Here is a 15,748-nt window from a genome sequence, read left to right on the forward strand (position 1 = left end):
TCGGTCAGAGCAGGAAGCGGAACAGCGGGCTCTCGCTCTCGATCCGCTCGATGCGCGGGGGTGCGGCGTCCATGCGCTCCAGCAGGCCCGCGAGGTCCTCGGCGCGGCTCAGCTCCACGCCGACCAGCGCGGGTCCGGTCTCGCGGTTGGAGTGCTTGACGTACTCGAACAGCGTGATGTCGTCGTCGGGGCCGAGCACCTCGTCGAGGAAGCGGCGCAGCGCGCCCGGCTCCTGCGGGAACTCGACCAGGAAGTAGTGCTTGCGGCCCTCGTGGACGAGCGCCCGCTCGACGACGTCCGCGTAGCGGCTCACGTCGTTGTTGCCGCCGGAGAGGATGCACAGCACGCGCGACCCGGGCTCCACCTCCAGCACCCCACCGAGCGAGGCGGTCGCCAGGGCGCCCGCGGGCTCGGCGATGATGCCGTCGCTCTGGTACAGGTCGAGCATCTCGCTGCAGATACGGCCCTCCGGGACCGAGAGCATGGTCGGCGCCGACCCGGCCACCGTGTCGAACGTGTGCCGACCGACCCGCCGTACGGCCGCGCCGTCGACGAAGGTGTCGATCGTCTGGAGGGTCACCGGCTCGCCGGCCTCGAGTGCCGCGGCCATCGACGTCGCGCCCGCGGGCTCCACGCCCACCACGCGCACGTGGGGGTGCCGCTCGCGCAACCACGCGACGCTGCCGGCGAGCAGGCCGCCCCCGCCGACAGGGACCACGACGACGTCGGGGAGCGGCTCGCCCAGTGCGGTGAGCTGGTCGAACGCCTCGCGCAGCACCGTGCCCTGGCCTGCGATCGTGCGCGGGTCGTCGAACGCCGGCACGAGCGTCGCGCCCTGCAGCGCCTCGTCGGCGGCCGCGGCCGACACGTCGTCGTACGTCTCGCCGTCGAGGATCATCTCGATCGCGTCGCCGCCGATCGACGCGATCCGGTCGCGCTTCTGGCGCGGCGTCGTGCGCGGCAGGTGCACGCGGCCGCGGACGCCGAGCGCCGCGCACGCGAAGGCCACGCCCTGGGCGTGGTTGCCGGCACTCGCCGTCACCACGCCCGCCGCGCGGGCCGGCGCGTCGAGCTGGGCGATGAGGTTGTAGGCGCCCCGCGCCTTGTAGGAGCGGACCACCTGGAGGTCCTCGCGCTTCAGCCACACGTGCGCGCCGGTCCGCTCGCTGAGCCGGACGCTGCGCTCGACGGGCGTGGTGGAGACGACCCCGGCGAGGCGCTCGGCGGCGGCGTCGACGTCGTCGGCCGTCACCCGGGCCGCGGTCTCGCGGGGGTGTGCTGCGTCCGTGCTCATGCAGCCTGTCTACCCGACTGCCCGGCGACGCACCGCAGCACCCGTGCAGGCCGGCCCGGGCCGTGTGACCCGGGACACCTCCCGCCCCCTGTGCGGCCTGCGCGCCCGGTCGTAGACTGAGGCCGTCAACAGTCTGGTACCCGCTCGCGGGACTGGAACGAGAGGCACCACCATGACGCACCCCCGTCCGCACGCACCCGCGCGCCCGCACACCTACGGTGTCGTCGGCGCCGGCCGCGTCGGCTCCGTCGTCGCCGCGCGCCTGCACGCCGCCGGTCGCTCCGTCGTCGGCATCAGCGCCCGCTCACAGGCGTCCCTGCTGCGGGCCCGCACGCTCGTCCCCGAGGTGCCGGTACGGACCGCGGCCGACGTCGCCGCCGACTGCGACGTGCTCGTCCTGGCCGTCCCCGACGATGCGCTCGTGGCGGTCTGCGAGGAGCTGTCGACGGTCCTGCGACCCGGCCAGGTCGTCGTGCACACCAGCGGACGGCACGGGCTCGACGCGCTCAGCGCCGCCACACGCGTCGGCGCCCGCGCGGTCGCCCTGCACCCGGCCATGACGTTCACCGGCTCGGCCGTCGACCTCGGCCGCGGGTGCGCGATGGGCCTGACCGCCGCCGACGCCGAGCGAGAGCTGGCCGAGGACCTCGCCGCGGTCCTGGGCGGCACGCCCGTGTGGATCGACGACGCCGACCGCGTGCGCTACCACGCCGCGCTCAGCCACGGCGCGAACCACCTCGTCACCCTCGTCGCGCAGGCGCGCGACCTGCTCCAGGGCATCGGTGCGGGCGCCGAGGCGGCGACCATCCTGCGTCCACTCCTCGAGGCCGCCCTCGACAACGCGCTCGACCTCGGCGACGCCGCGCTCACCGGCCCGATCGCGCGCGGTGACGTCACCACGGTCCGCGCCCACGTCGACGCGCTCGCCGCGGAGCCGTCGTCGACCCGCGACGCCTACGTGGCCATGGCACACGCCACCACCGAGCGGGCAGCCGCCGACGGTCGCCTCGACCCGGCCACCGCCGCCGTCCTCGACGCCGCGCTCGACGAGCGGCCCCGCGTGACCGGGCCCGTGCGGTGACGCCCGTCGTCGCCCGCACCCGGGCCGAGCTGCGCACGGCGCTCGCCGACGCCGGCCGCGTCGCGTTCGTGCCGACGATGGGCGCCCTGCACGACGGCCACGCCCGCCTCATGCGGCACGCCCGCCCCCTCGGCGACACGCTGGTCGTCTCGATCTTCGTGAACCCCACGCAGTTCGGGCCGGGCGAGGACCTCGAGGCCTACCCCCGCACCCTCGACGCCGACCTGCGGGTCTGCGCGCAGGAGGGCGTCGACGTGGTGTTCGCGCCCGACGTCGACGAGGTCTACCCCGGGGGGCTGGACGACGCCGTCACGCTCGACCCCGGCCCGCTCGGGCAGGTGCTCGAGGGCGCGGCCCGACCGACCCACTTCCGCGGGGTGCTGACCGTCGTCGCGAAGCTGTTCGCGCTGGTGCGCCCCGACGTCGCCGTCTTCGGCGACAAGGACTTCCAGCAGCTCGCGCTCGTGCGCCGCATGGTGCGCGACCTCGTGCTCGACGTCGAGGTCGTCGGCCACCCGGTCGTCCGCGAGGCCGACGGCCTGGCGCTCAGCTCGCGCAACGCGTACCTGACGCCCGAGCAGCACGACCACGCCCTGGCCCTGTCCCGCGCCCTGCGGGCCGGGGTCGAGCAGGCGACGGTCGGCGCTGACGCCGTGCTGAAGGCCGCCCGCGAGGTGCTGGACGCCGCCGACGGCGTCGACGTCGACTACCTCGTCGTCACCGACCCGTTGCTCGGTGCCGTCGACGACACGTACGAGGGGGAGGCGCGGATCCTGGTGGCAGCCAGGGTCGGCACCACGCGCCTGCTCGACAACCAGCCCGTGGTGCTCAGAAAGGGACCCTGACCATGCTCCGCACGATGATGACGTCGAAGATCCACCGCGCGACGATCACGCAGGCCGACCTGCACTACGTCGGCTCGGTGACCGTCGACGCCGACCTGCTCGACGCCGCCAACCTGCTCCCCGGCGAGCTCGTGCACATCGTCGACATCGACAACGGCGCCCGGCTCGTGACCTACACGATCGCCGGCGAGCGCGGTTCGGGCGTCATCGGCATCAACGGTGCCGCCGCCCGCCTGGTGCACCCCGGCGACCTGGTGATCCTCATCGCCTACGGGCAGATGGAGGACGCGGAGGCGCGCGAGTTCCAGCCGAGCGTCGTGTTCGTCGACTCCGAGAACCGCGTGATCGGCACGGGCTCCGACCCGGCCGAGGCGCTGCCGGGGTCCGGTCTCGTCCGCGGTGACGTCGTGGAGAACCCGCTGGTGTCGCACGGCGGGGCCGCGGGGTCGCAGGCGGTGGGGGCTCGGTGACCCTGCTGGCGCTCGACGTCGGCAACAGCCAGTCCGTCATCGGCGCGTTCGACGGCGACCGTCTCGTCGAGCACTGGACCGTGTCGTCGCAGACGCAGCGGACCGCCGACGAGTGGCACCTGCTGGCGCACGGGTTCGTGCGCGCCGCTGGTCTGGCCGACGTGGAGGCGGTGGCGATGTGCTGCACCGTGCCGTCGATCCAGGTCGAGCTCAAGGCGATGCTCGAGCGCTACTACGCGGGCCTGCCGGTCTCGATCGTCGGCCCCGGTGTGAAGACGGGCATCCCCATCCACACCGACAACCCGCGGGAGGTGGGTGCCGACCGCATCGTCAACGCCCTCGCCGCGGCCGAGGTGTACGGCGGGCCGGCCGTCGTGGTCGACATGAACGGCACCGCGACGATCTTCGACGTCGTCGACGAGCGGAACCGCTACGTGGGGGGCGCGATCGCGCCGGCGGTCGAGCTGTCGCTGGAGGCCCTGGCTCGCCGCGGCGCGCAGCTGCGCGCCGTCGAGCTGGCGGTCCCGCGCGACGTCATCGGCAAGAACACCGTCGAGGCGGTGCAGTCGGGCGCGGTGTACGGCTTCGCGGGGCTGGTGGACGGCATGGTCGACCGCATCATCGAGTCGCTGGGGGCGGACCCCGACGACGTCGCGGTGATCGCGACCGGCGCCTACGCCGACGTCGTCCTGGACCACTGCACCAGCATCACGACGCGCGACCCGTGGCTGACCCTCACCGGTCTGCGTCTGGTGCACGAGAAGAACCACTGACCCCCCAGCGGAGGTCTCGCTGGTCGAGTGGGCCGACCGGCGACGCAGGAGCTCGGTCGGGCGTATCGAGACCACTCTGGGCGGTCGCTGGGGGTTGGCTCGCGCTGAGCCGTTGCCGGGTGGTCTCGATATGTCCGGACCACGCTCGTTCCTCGCGGGTCCTGACGACTCGACCAGCGGATCGTGTCGCTGGTGGCGGGGGCTCGGTCGGGCGTGTCGAGACCGCTCTGGGCGGTCGCTGGGGGTTGGCTCGCGCTGAGCCGTTGCCGGGTGGTCTCGATACGTCCGGACCACGCTCGTTCCTCGCGGGTCCTGACGACTCGACCAGCGGACCGTGTCGCTGGCGACGGGGGTTCGGTCGGGCGTATCGAGACCACTCTCAGCGGACGCTGGGGATGGGGTCGCGCCGATCCGTTCCCGGATGGTCTCGAGTAGTCCGAGCCTCGCAAGCTCGCTCGGACTACTCGACCAGCGGCAGGTCGCGTGGTGGGCGGGTGAGGGTCGCCAGCGGTGATTGCGTTGCCAGGTGGTGGCGCCGGGTGGTCTCCACTCGACGTGGCCGTCGTCGGGGTTGATGCGGCCGGTCCAGCCCTGGTCGTGGACGCGATGATGGTGGAAGGTGCACAGGAGTGCGCCGTCGCGGATGTCGGTGGTGCCGGAGAGGGAGTAGGGCGTGAGGTGGTGCGCTTCGCACCATCTCGCGTCGCGGTCGCAGCCGGGTGCGGTGCAGCCACCGTCCCGGCGTTCCATCGCTCGTCTCGATGACTGGTTGAAGTACCGGTTCGCCGATCCGAGGTCCAGAGGCAGTGACCTGCCGTTGAGGGCCATGGGCACGAGCTGGGCGGTACACGCGAGCCGGCGGGCCTGCTCGGCGGAGATCCGGGTGCCGTCGGAGAGTCCGGCGGCCTTGAGGCCGCCCATCAGCGTGCTCAGGTCGAGGTTGACGGTGACGACGGCGCTGACGCCGCCGTTGGAGGGCAGCCGGTCCGCGGGCAGCAGCTCGACCAACGCGGCGAAGGCATGCCCGAGCCGCTGCGGGTAGGACTGGCCGAATCCCACGTCGTCGTGCTCGCCGGTGGCGGCGTTGACGGTGCCGACGCTCTGGTGGGGTGCGGCGAGGGCGTCGAGGGCGGTCTTGAGCATGGTGGCCTGTGCCTCGGGGAGGGTGAACCGTCCGGTGTGGGTGCCGTCGCGGTTGTCCCACATCGAGAAGCTGGTCTTGGCGCGGGCGGCTGCCTCCTGGCGACGGAGCTGCTCGTCCTCGTCGGCATCGACGTCGTCCTCGGAGGTCTTGTAGGTCTCGGTGATCCGCCGAGCCCGTGCTCGCAGGTCCTTGAGGGTGAGCTTCTGCGCGTCCTTGAGCAGGGTGCGTTCGCAGGTGTCGCGCTGATCTTCGGTGACGTCCTCGGGCAACCACGAGAGTGCCTGGGAGATGACGTCGGCCTGCTTGGCCGAGATGTCACCGCCGGCCAGTGCGGCCTCGGTGTGGCTGGTCTGTTCCTCGATCCGGTTCGCCGTGTTCACCAGCGCGTCGGCACCCGTGCGATCGCCGCCGAAGTCGATGGAGATCGTCGACCCGGTCGAGGTCGCCGTGGTGCCGGCGCGACCCCCGTCGCGCGCAGCCTGCCGAGCCTTGTCGAGGACCCGCGCGGCGGCCATCTTGTGCGCTGCGACCTGGGACTCCAGACGTCCGAGCTCGGCCAGCAGGCGCCGCACCTCCGCCGGGGTCAAGGCGTCCCAGGCGCTGGTCGCCAGGCCACCGAAGACCTCCCGGGCCGTCTGCACGCACGCGTCGACCGGATGGGTCTCGTGCGCGGTGACGGCCATGCTTCCCCCTGAGGTCGTACCCGGATTCTATCGAACAGAATCGGCATGAAGCAAGTACGTGTTCGATAAAACATCGAGAGTGTGGAGGTTGTCGACGTCGTCGCGGAGCCTGCCTCGGCTCGTCGTCCGGCGGCCCGCGTGGCAGCATGCCGCCATGCCTCCCCCGACGTCGCAGCGTGGCCGCCTGAGCCGACGCAGGATCGCCGAGGAGGCGCTCGCGCTGATCGACGACGAGGGTGTGGGCGCCGCCTCGATGCGGGCGATCGGCAAGCGGCTCGGCGTCGAGGCGATGAGCCTGTACAAGCACGTCGGCACGCGCGACGACCTCCTCGACGCCGTCGTCGACCTGGTGGTCGCCGAGCTGGACGCCGACCCCGAGGTGCTGCGGACGGCCGAGCACGGTTGGCGCGACTACCTGGAGCGCCTCGCGCGCGGCGTGCGCCGCTACGCCCTGGCCCATCCCCACGCCTTCCCGGTCGTGGCCACGCGGCCGTCGCAGGCTCCGTGGATCAACCCGCCGCTGCGGTCGCTGGCGTGGATCGAGTCGGTCCTCGAGGCGCTGGAGGCGGAGGGCTTCGACGACGAGGAGGTCGTGTTCGCCTACCGGTCGTTCAACAGCTTCCTGCTCGGCTACCTGCTCATGGAGACGGGCGCGCGCACGCTGCGCGACCCGAAGGACGGCGACGGGTCGTTCGCTGCGGGGGCCGACGCGTCCGAGGCGGTCCCCGGTGGGCTGTCCCCGACCCGCGACGCCGACCAGCAGGACGCCGTGGCGGAGGCGTCGACGCCCGAGCAGGTGATCGACCCCGCGGGCATGGTCGACGAGCAGGCCTATCCGACGATCCACCGCCACGCCGCCCGGCTCGCCGCCGACCGCTACGCCGAGGAGTTCGAGCGCGCGCTGGCCGAGATGCTCGACGGGATCGCCTCGCGCCTGGCGCAGTGACGTCGCGCGGCCCGTGTCCACGCGCCGCAGCACGTCGTGACCGACGTCTCACCGGCTCACGTTGCGGCCTCCGCCTTACGGCGTAAGGTTTACAACGTAAGCCGAACAGATCGGCTCCCCACCCACCGACTCAGGAGGACGACATGAGCTTCATCGACAAGGCCAAGAACACCGCCGAGAAGGTTGCCGGCGAGGTCAAGGAGGCCGTGGGCAAGGCCACCGACGACAAGGACCTGCAGGCCGAGGGCAAGAAGGACCAGACGAAGGGCTCGCTCAAGAACACGGGCGAGGACATCAAGGACGCCTTCACGAAGTGAGCGGCCCGCGGGTACTGAGAACTCTCTGAGGAGTTCGGCGTCACCGTCACCTCGAGTTGCCGCCCCCCGCAGCCGCCGTAGCGTTTCAGTTGTCACCCCACCGATCCAAGGAGGATCACCATGAGCTTCATCGACAAGGCGAAGAACACCGCTGAGAAGGTCACCGGCGAGGTCAAGGAGGCCGTGGGCAAGGCCACCGACAACAAGGACCTCGAGGCCGAGGGCCAGAAGGACCAGACCAAGGGTTCGCTGAAGAACACCGGCGAGGACATCAAGGACGCCTTCAAGAAGTGACGTCCCCCTCGCACGCACTGCGAGAAGCCCGGTCGACCGCGTGAGCGGTGACCGGGCTTCTTCGCGTCCCGGGCCTGCGACGCGCAGGACCTGAGGGCATCAGGGCGTGGGGCGACGAGCGTCGAGCGCGGCGATGAGGGTCGGCGCGTCCCACTGACCGTCGTACCGCTCGGTGCCGATGAAGAACGTCGGCGTCGCCGCGACGTCCATCAGGTCGGCGTCGTCCTCGTCCTCGCGCACCCGCCGCAGCACGTCGTCGGCGTCGAGGTCGGCCTCGAACCGTACGAGGTTGAGCCCGATCTCGTCGGCGTAGCGCAGGAGGTCGAGCCGCTCGAGCTGGTCCTGGTGGGCCCAGAGCAGCCGCGCGTAGTCGAAGTGCCGGCCCTGGAGGTGCGCCGCCTCGTAGGCGCGGGCTGCGAGCTCGGCGTGCGGGTGGTGCTGGTGGAGCGGCAGGTGCCGCCACACCCAGACGACGTCGCGGCCGAAGTGCTCGATGACCTCGTCGACCATGCCGGTGGCTCGGCTGCAGAACGGGCACTCGAAGTCGCCGTACTCGACGAGCACGAGCGGTGCGTCGGCCGGCCCCTTGTAGTGGTCGCGGCGCGGGTCGAACGGGCGCAGCAGCACGGTGCCCGGCGGGACGACGGGACGCCGGGCGTCGAGCGCGCGCAGCACGGCCGCGCCGAGCACGAAGGCGAGCACCGACGCAGCGAGCACGCCGACCCTGGCCTCGTCCTGCGCGGCAGGGTCGTCGATGGCGATGCCGACGATGAGCAGCGAGATGGTGAAGCCGATGCCCGACAGCGCGGCGCCGCCCGCGACCCTGCCGATCGTCAGGCCTGGGGCGAGCACGCCGAGCCTGAACCGCTGCGCGAGCAGGGTGGCCCCGGTGATGCCCACGAGCTTGCCCACGACGAGGCCGGCGACCACGCCCCAGAACAGCGACGACGACATCGAGCGCCGCAGCGTCTCGGCGTCGAGCACGACCCCGGCGTTCGCCAGCGCGAAGACGGGCAGGATCACGTACGCCACGTACGGCGCGAACGAGCGCTGCAGCCGCTCGTTGATCGAGATCGACTCGCGCAGCTGGCGCCCCGCTGCGGCCGCGTAGGCCGGGTTCGGCGACTGGCGGAAGGCGCGGGTCAGCTCCACCACCCGCTCCACGTCGTTCTGGCGCGGTGCGGCGACGGGGATGAGCAGCGCGACGGCCACGCCGGCGAGGGTGGCGTGCACACCGGCCTCGTGCAGCCCGAACCAGACGACGACCGACAGCACCGCGTACAGCGGCCCGCGGCCGGACGGCATGAGCCGGACGAGGGCGATGAGCCCGAGCGCGACGAGCGCCACGAGCAGCGGCGCGACGTGCAGCTCGTCGGTGTAGAAGACGGCGATCGCGGTGAGCGCACCGATGTCGTCGACGACGGCGAGGGTCAGGAGGAAGACGCGCAGCCGCGAGGGGTGCTGCGGCCGGATGATCGCGAGCGCGCCCACCAGGAAGGCCGTGTCGGTCGAGATGACGACGCCCCACGCGTGCGCCTGTCCGGAGTCGCGCGCGATGAGCAGGAACACCAGGGCCGGCACGACGAGGCCCGCGAGGGCGGCCGTCGCCGGCACGATCGCGCGGGAGCGGTCGGTCAGCTCGCCGATGGTCAGCTCCCGCTTCACCTCCAGCCCCACCGCGAAGAAGAAGAACGCCATGAGCGCGTCGTTGACCAGGTGGTAGAGGTCGAGCCCCATCGACCACCCGCCGACCGCGACGCGCGCGTCGGTGTGCCAGAACGCGTCGTAGCCGCTGCCGAGGTTCGCCCACACGATCGCGGCGAGCGTCGCGACCAGCAGCAGCGCCGCGCCGACCTGCTCGGTCTCGGCGTCGGCGAGACCACGCCGCAGCCGGGTGGCGCGGGACTCGGTGAGGGTGTCGGGGTCGCTCACGGGCTCATCCTTCCAGGGCGTCGGGGGATCACGCCCGGACGAGGGACCCCCGGGCCCCAACGTCTGCCACCTCTCGTCCATTCCTCGACCCGAGTCCATGGTGGTGGGATGCTGTCGACCGTGACGTGGAGACCAAGCTGGTGGGTGTGGGTCGGCGCGGTCGTCGTGGCCGCAGTTGTGGCTGGTTGTGGCGGAGGCTCAAGGCCGACGCAGGCTCCTCCCGAGATCGACCTGGCCGAAGCTGTCCGTGCGACCGTGAGCGACGGTCCGGTCCACTACCTCCTGCAGACGGGGTCGATGCGCTTCGACGGCAGCGGCGACTTCGACGTGTCCCGAGGTGATTGGCATGCGGAGCACAACCTGGGACTGGTCGACACCGCAAGGGGAACCTTCGTCCTCAAGATCATCATGCGCACCGTGGACGAGGGAACGTTCTTCTCGGCAGGTGATCTGACCGACGGTTGCTGGACGAGGTTGGGTGGCCGCGAGTATCGCGACGGGCCGGCAGTCGGTGCGCTCCTGGACGATCTCAAGCCGGTCGGCAGGTCCCGGGGGGCCGCCGTCGCCGTCGACGTGCCCCTCGAGAGCCTGTTGACCGCGCTCGTTGCTGGCGCGCCGTCGCGGGAGTCGCTCGGGACGGCAGTGGCGGCGTCGACCAACGACGGCGGGCTCCTGGTCCCGGGGACCGTACGGGTGGTCGACGGCAAGGTCACCACGTTGGTCGTCGACATGCAGGTGGCCGCGAGAGTCGCCGAGCGGGTCGGCTTCGAGGTCCCCGACCCGGCGCAGGACCTGGTCGGCTCGCTGGAGGACCTGGAGTCCCTCATGACGGTAACCGTGAGTCTTCGTCCGTCGAACGCTCCTTTGGAGCTGCGCGCGCCCTTGGAGCAGGACAGGATCGAAGCAGGTTGCGACCCCGGAGATCGTACGCTCGGGTCCGCGACCCCCTGAGTCCTCCTGCTGCCCGTCGCCCTGCCGCGGAGACGGTCGAAGCCGCCTCCGGCGACCGGTCGTTTCCCGACTAAGGTGTGCTCTCGTGAGCGACTCCGTCGAGAACCCTGCAGCGCCCCCTGGTGAGAACGCGGTCGACGACCTGCCCGAGCAGCTGCGGATCCGCCGCGAGAAGCGTCAGCAGCTCATCGACGCGGGCATCGAGCCCTACCCGGTCGACCTGGGGATCACGCACACGATCACGCAGGTGCGCGACGCGTACGACGCCGAGGCGCTCGGCCCCGACCACCACTCCGGCGACGTCGTCACGGTCGCCGGACGCGTCATCTTCCGGCGGGGCACGGGCAAGCTGGTGTTCGTGTCGCTGCGCGAGGGCGACGGCACCGCCCTGCAGGCCATGGTCTCCCTCGACGGCGTGGGGGAGGAGTCGCTCGACCGCTTCAAGCAGCTCGTCGACATCGGCGACCACCTCGCGGTGACGGGTGAGGTCATCACGTCCCGCCGCGGCGAGCTGAGCGTGCAGGCGTCGTCGTGGGCGATCGCCGCCAAGACGCTGCGTCCGCTGCCCAACGAGCACAAGCCGCTGTCGGACGAGGCACGCAGCCGCATGCGCTACGTCGACCTCATCGTCCGTCCCGAGGCCCGCGAGACGGTGCGCGTGAAGGCGAAGGTGCTGCAGTCGCTGCGCCGCACGCTCGACGAGCGTGGCTACGTCGAGGTCGAGACGCCCGTGCTGCAGCACACCAACGGCGGCGCCGCCGCGCGCCCCTTCCTCACCCACGTCAACGCCTTCGACGAGGACGCGCTGCTGCGCATCGCCCTCGAGCTGCATCTCAAGCGCTCGCTCGTGGGCGGCATCGACCGGGTGTACGAGATCGGCAAGACGTTCCGCAACGAGGGCGTCGACAACACCCACAACCCCGAGTTCATGATGCTCGAGGCGTACGAGGCGTACGGCTCCTACGACACGATGGCCGAGCTGACGCGCGACCTCGTCGTCGACGCCGCGCGGGCGGTGGGCAGGACGGTGGTGCCTGGACGCGATGGCACCGACATCGACCTCGAGGCGCCCTGGCGGCGCGCGACCATCCACGAGCTCGTGGGCGAGGCGGTCGGCGAGACCGTCGACGTCGACACGTCGCAGGAGACGCTGACGGCGCACGCCGCCCGCCTCGACGTCGCCCTGCAGGACCACTGGGGCCCCGGCGAGATCGTGCTCGAGCTGTTCGAGAAGCTCGTCGAGCACACCCTGGTCCAGCCGACGTTCGTCTGCGACTACCCCGAGGCCGTGCGACCGCTCGCCAAGAAGCACCGCAGCACCCCGGGCCTCGTGGAGGCGTGGGACCTCATCATCAACGGCGTCGAGCTGGCGCCCGCGTACACCGAGCTCAACGACCCGGTCATCCAGCGTGAGCGCCTCGAGGAGCAGGCGCGCCTGGCGGCCGCGGGCGACCCCGAGGCGATGGACGTCGACGAGGACTTCCTGCGGTCGCTGGAGTTCGGCATGCCCCCGGCGGGCGGCCTGGGCCTCGGCGTCGACCGCCTGGTGATGCTGCTGCAGGGCGTCGGCATCCGCGAGGCGATCCTCTTCCCGATCTCGCGACGCGAGGTCTGAGCCCGGTCAGGCCGAGTAGGCCGACGCGTCGCCCTGGCGCAGCGTGGAGCGCACGCCGTCGGTGCTCACCGGGACGGTCCCGGCGACCGTGATGCGGTGCATGACGCGGTGGTGGTCGTCGTAGTCGGCGACCGCGTAGTGTTGCGTCGCGCGGTTGTCCCAGATCGCGACGTCGCCCGGCTGCCAGCTCCAGCGGGCGGTGTTCTCGAGCCGGGTCACCTCGCGCTGCAGCAGCTCGAAGACGTCGGCGGAGTCGCGGGTGGAGAGGCCGACGAGCCGCTTGACGAACTGGCCGAGGAGCAGCGAGCGCTCGCCGGTCTCGGGGTGCACGTGGACGACGGGGTGCTCGGCCTCGAACAGGCGCGAACCGAACTCCTCGCGGTAGGCCTCCTCGCGGACGTCGATGCCGCCGATGCGCTGCTCGTCGACGTCGGCGGCGTAGTCGTAGCGGTTGGTGTGCACGGCCCACAGCCGGTCGGCCATCGCCCGGAGCGCCGGGTGCAGGTCGGCGTAGGCGGCTGCGGTGTTGGCCCAGACGGTGGTGCCGCCGTACGGCGGGAGGGTCACCGCGCGCAGCACGCTGATGGCGGGCACGCGGTCGACGAAGGTCACGTCGGTGTGCCAGGCGTTGGCCTTGCCGTGCGAGGAGTCGATGGGCAGGACCGCGTTGGCCGCGCCGCGCACGGTCGGGTGCGGCGACGTCGGCGTGCCGAGCAGGGCTGCGAACGCGTGGTGGTCGGCGTCGTCGAGGTGGTGCTGCCCGCGGACGAACACGACCTTGTGACGCAGGAGGGCGGCGCGGACGTCGGCGACCTCGTCGTCGGTGAGGTCGCCGCCGAGCCGCACGCCCTCGACGATCGCGCCGATCCGGCCGCCGACCTGCCGCACGACGACGTGCGAGCAGCGGAGCGTGGGGTCAGGTGCGGTGAGGGTCATGGTCGACTCCGGTGCTGCGGTGGACGGGACCCCTCCACGGTGCGCCCCGGCGACGTCGAGTGGGGCACGTCCCGCTCCGTGGGACGTCGGTCGGCGTGCGGAGCCGTGCGCTACACGCCACGATGTGGGCGTTTCCGAGGTGAGGAGTTCCCGTGAGGTCGTTCAAGGACCTGAGCTTCGGTGCCCTGGCCCTTCGCGGCATCCTGGCCTGGCTTGCGTTCGCGGTGGGCTTGGTCGTCGCCGGCTTCGGAGACACGCAGGGCGTGCTGTGGATCACCGTCGTCGGACTCCTCGTACTCGTGCCGGCGGGGGCGATCTTCGCGCTCTGCATCTACTACGCGGTGGCCGGCCCGTTGCAGCTCGGCCGACCGCTTCCGCCCCGCCGGGACGGCAGTCGCGCGACGCCGGAGGAGGACGCCGCCGAGCGTGAGGACCTGAGGGCGACCCTGCAGGGCGGGGCGCGACGCACCCTCATCGTGCTGCCGGTGTTCATCGCCGGCGTCGTGCTCATGGTCCTCGGCCAGGAGCTGCCGAACGCCACGCTCTCCGCGGTCGGCCCGTGGGTGCTCGGCGTGGGACTCGTCCTCGGAACCCTGGCGGGAGCGTCGTCCACGGTGCCGATCATGCGGCACCTCTGGCGCCGCTGACCCGCTCGTCCACTCACCCCGGCTCCTCCTCACTCACCTGCGGATGTTTCCGAGGGTGAGTGAGGGACAACCGGGGTGAGCTGCTGATTCCCATCACGTGATGGGAATCAGCAGTGCGCGTCAGGCGTCCAGGACGGCGGCGACGGCCTCACGGGCGGAGGCGGGGTCGGCGGCGGCGAGGGCGGCTCGCGCGGCCTGTTGGCACTGCTCGAGGGTCACCGACGCGAGCCGTGCGCCCACAGGCCGCACGGCCGACGCCGCGCAGGACAGGGAGGTGACGCCGAGACCCACGAGCACGCAGGCGAGGGCCGGGTCGGCGGCGGCCTCGCCGCACACGCCCACCGGCTTGCCGGTGCGCTCGCCGGCGCGGGCCACGGCCTCGACGAGCACGAGGAGGCCGGGCTGCCACGGGTCGGTCAGGTCGCCCAGCTCGGCCGACATGCGGTCGGCCGCGAACGTGTACTGGCTCAGGTCGTTCGTGCCGATCGACACGAAGTCGACGTGCTCCAGCACCCGCTCCGCGAGCAGCGCGGCCGACGGCGTCTCGATCATCACGCCGGGCGTCAGTGCTCGCGCGCGGCACTCCGCGGCGAACGCGGCAGCCTCCGACGGCACTGACACCATCGGCGCCATGACCCAGACGGTCGCGTCCGACGCCTGCGAGGCAGCGGCCACCGCGTCGAGCTGGTGCGCGAGCAGGTCCGGCAGACGACGGCCGACGCGCAGGCCGCGGACGCCGAGCGCCGGGTTGGCCTCGGTGCCCATGTCGGCGAAGGCGAGCGGCTTGTCCGAACCGGCGTCGAGCGTGCGCACGACGACCTTGCCCGACCCCGCCGCGGCCAGGACGGCGCCGTAGACGTCGGTCTGCTCCTGCACGGTCGGCTCGGACGGACGGTCGAGGAAGCTCAGCTCGGTGCGGTAGAGGCCGAATCCCTCGACCGGCTCCTGCGCGGCACGCTCGGCGCCCTTGGCGTCCTGCACGTTGGCGAGCACCTGCACGGCGTGCCCGTCGGCGGTGCGGCCCGGGCCCTCCCAGGCGGCGCTCGCGGCGCGGCGCTCGGCGTCGGCCTCGGCGCGCGAGGCGGCAGCGGCGGGATCGGGCGACAGCACGACCTCGCCCGTGCCGCCGTCGACGAGCGCGGTGTCGGGCAGCTCGTCAGGGAGGTCGCTCACCCCGACGACGCAGGGGATGCCGAGCTGACGCGCGATGATCGCCGTGTGGCTCGTGGGGCCGCCCAGCCGGACGGCGATGCCGACCACGAGGGCCGGGTCGAGGCCGGCGGTGTCGGCCGGGGCGAGGTCGTCGGCGAGGAGCACCGACGGCTCCGACGGCACGCCGACGCCGGGCTCGGGCTGGCCGAGCAGCTCGGCCACCACGCGGTCGCGCACGTCGCGCAGGTCGGTGACGCGCTCGGCCATGAGCCCGCCGGCGGCCGTGAACATGGCGACGAGCTCGTCGACGGCGCGCGACGTCGCGGTGGCCGGGCCGTGTCCCCCCTTCGCGTGCTTGGCGACGAGGGCCGCGAGGCCGCGGTCCTGCACGAGGGCGGCCGTGGCGCTCAGGACCTCCGAGGCGGACCCGCTGGCGAGGGCAGCGCGCTCCTGCAGGCGGCCGGCGACGGTGGCCGCCGCGGCGGCGAAGAGCTCGGCCGTGTCGTCGCGCGCGGGCTCGTCGGAGGGGACGTGCGGACGGTCGCCGGGCACCAGCACGGCGCCGTGCCCGACGCCGGCGACCACGGGGGTCCCGGTGAGGGTGACCGCCGTCATGGAAATCTGTGGGGATGTGCCCGACATGCTTGACATGGCCCGAGACTATCGCG

14 protein-coding genes and 1 pseudogene are annotated in these 15,748 nt (G+C 72.4%); 10 read left to right on the top strand and 5 right to left on the bottom strand.

Annotated elements, in window-relative coordinates; all coding sequences use genetic code 11:
- Positions 1-4: 4 nt before the first annotated feature.
- The gene (gene ilvA / locus QE370_RS08405) at positions 5-1,294 is read right to left on the bottom strand and encodes a threonine ammonia-lyase IlvA (protein WP_309634079.1); all 1,290 of its coding nucleotides are present in this window, start codon (positions 1,292-1,294) and stop codon (positions 5-7) included.
- A gap of 172 nt (positions 1,295-1,466) precedes the next feature.
- On the opposite strand from ilvA, the gene QE370_RS08410 reads away from it, so the two are divergent.
- Genes QE370_RS08410 through QE370_RS08425 form a run of 4 tightly spaced genes read left to right on the top strand, consistent with a single transcriptional unit; the run spans position 1,467 to position 4,463 of the window.
- On the top strand, positions 1,467-2,375 hold the full coding sequence (locus QE370_RS08410) for a DUF2520 domain-containing protein (RefSeq protein WP_309634080.1): 909 nt from the start codon (positions 1,467-1,469) through the stop codon (positions 2,373-2,375).
- Entirely contained in the window at positions 2,372-3,220 is an 849-nt protein-coding gene (gene panC, locus QE370_RS08415; RefSeq protein WP_309634081.1) for a pantoate--beta-alanine ligase, read from the top strand. Before QE370_RS08410 ends, panC begins: the two co-directional genes overlap by 4 nt.
- Positions 3,221-3,222: 2 nt before the next feature.
- On the top strand, positions 3,223-3,690 hold the full coding sequence (gene panD, locus QE370_RS08420) for an aspartate 1-decarboxylase (RefSeq protein WP_253021694.1): 468 nt from the start codon (positions 3,223-3,225) through the stop codon (positions 3,688-3,690).
- Entirely contained in the window at positions 3,687-4,463 is a 777-nt protein-coding gene (locus tag QE370_RS08425; protein WP_253021696.1) for a type III pantothenate kinase, read from the top strand. Before panD ends, QE370_RS08425 begins: the two co-directional genes overlap by 4 nt.
- A 795-nt stretch (positions 4,464-5,258) precedes the next feature.
- Here the strand turns inward: QE370_RS08425 and QE370_RS18190 are convergent.
- Positions 5,259-6,290 (bottom strand): annotated as a pseudogene (locus QE370_RS18190) (DUF222 domain-containing protein); the annotation flags it as partial.
- A 154-nt stretch (positions 6,291-6,444) separates the two neighbouring features.
- Here QE370_RS18190 and QE370_RS08435 point away from each other — a divergent pair.
- From QE370_RS08435 to QE370_RS08445, 3 genes are all read left to right on the top strand, one after another.
- Positions 6,445-7,236 (top strand): TetR/AcrR family transcriptional regulator C-terminal domain-containing protein, encoded by a 792-nt coding sequence (locus tag QE370_RS08435; RefSeq protein WP_309634083.1) that lies wholly within the window; start codon positions 6,445-6,447, stop codon positions 7,234-7,236.
- Positions 7,237-7,379: 143 nt separating this feature from the next.
- Complete coding sequence (locus QE370_RS08440) at positions 7,380-7,553, top strand: CsbD family protein (protein WP_309634084.1); 174 nt, start codon at positions 7,380-7,382, stop codon at positions 7,551-7,553.
- A 120-nt stretch (positions 7,554-7,673) separates the two neighbouring features.
- Entirely contained in the window at positions 7,674-7,847 is a 174-nt protein-coding gene (locus QE370_RS08445; protein ID WP_309634085.1) for a CsbD family protein, read from the top strand.
- A 99-nt stretch (positions 7,848-7,946) separates the two neighbouring features.
- Here QE370_RS08445 and nhaA read toward each other — a convergent pair whose 3' ends face one another.
- Positions 7,947-9,779 (bottom strand): Na+/H+ antiporter NhaA, encoded by a 1,833-nt coding sequence (gene nhaA, locus QE370_RS08450; protein WP_309634086.1) that lies wholly within the window; start codon positions 9,777-9,779, stop codon positions 7,947-7,949.
- A 108-nt stretch (positions 9,780-9,887) separates the two neighbouring features.
- Here nhaA and QE370_RS08455 point away from each other — a divergent pair, with 108 nt between their 5' ends.
- Both QE370_RS08455 and lysS read left to right on the top strand, forming a co-directional pair.
- Positions 9,888-10,730 (top strand): hypothetical protein, encoded by an 843-nt coding sequence (locus QE370_RS08455; RefSeq protein ID WP_309634087.1) that lies wholly within the window; start codon positions 9,888-9,890, stop codon positions 10,728-10,730.
- A gap of 85 nt (positions 10,731-10,815) precedes the next feature.
- Positions 10,816-12,345 carry a lysine--tRNA ligase gene (lysS, locus tag QE370_RS08460; protein ID WP_309634088.1) on the top strand — a complete coding sequence of 510 codons (1,530 nt, stop codon included), beginning with the start codon at positions 10,816-10,818 and terminating at the stop codon, positions 12,343-12,345.
- Positions 12,346-12,351: 6 nt separating this feature from the next.
- On the opposite strand, the gene QE370_RS08465 is transcribed toward lysS, so the two are convergent.
- Positions 12,352-13,281, bottom strand: a complete 930-nt coding sequence (locus QE370_RS08465; RefSeq protein WP_309634089.1) for a TauD/TfdA family dioxygenase — start codon at positions 13,279-13,281, stop codon at positions 12,352-12,354.
- A gap of 152 nt (positions 13,282-13,433) precedes the next feature.
- Between QE370_RS08465 and QE370_RS08470 the strand changes: the two genes are divergently transcribed.
- On the top strand, positions 13,434-13,928 hold the full coding sequence (locus QE370_RS08470) for a hypothetical protein (protein WP_309634090.1): 495 nt from the start codon (positions 13,434-13,436) through the stop codon (positions 13,926-13,928).
- A gap of 120 nt (positions 13,929-14,048) precedes the next feature.
- On the opposite strand, the gene QE370_RS08475 is transcribed toward QE370_RS08470, so the two are convergent.
- Complete coding sequence (locus tag QE370_RS08475) at positions 14,049-15,695, bottom strand: putative PEP-binding protein (protein ID WP_309634091.1); 1,647 nt, start codon at positions 15,693-15,695, stop codon at positions 14,049-14,051.
- Positions 15,696-15,748 lie beyond the last annotated feature (53 nt).

It is taken from the genome of Aeromicrobium sp. SORGH_AS_0981 (genome assembly GCF_031453195.1).
Classification (GTDB): Bacteria; Actinomycetota; Actinomycetes; order Propionibacteriales; family Nocardioidaceae; genus Aeromicrobium.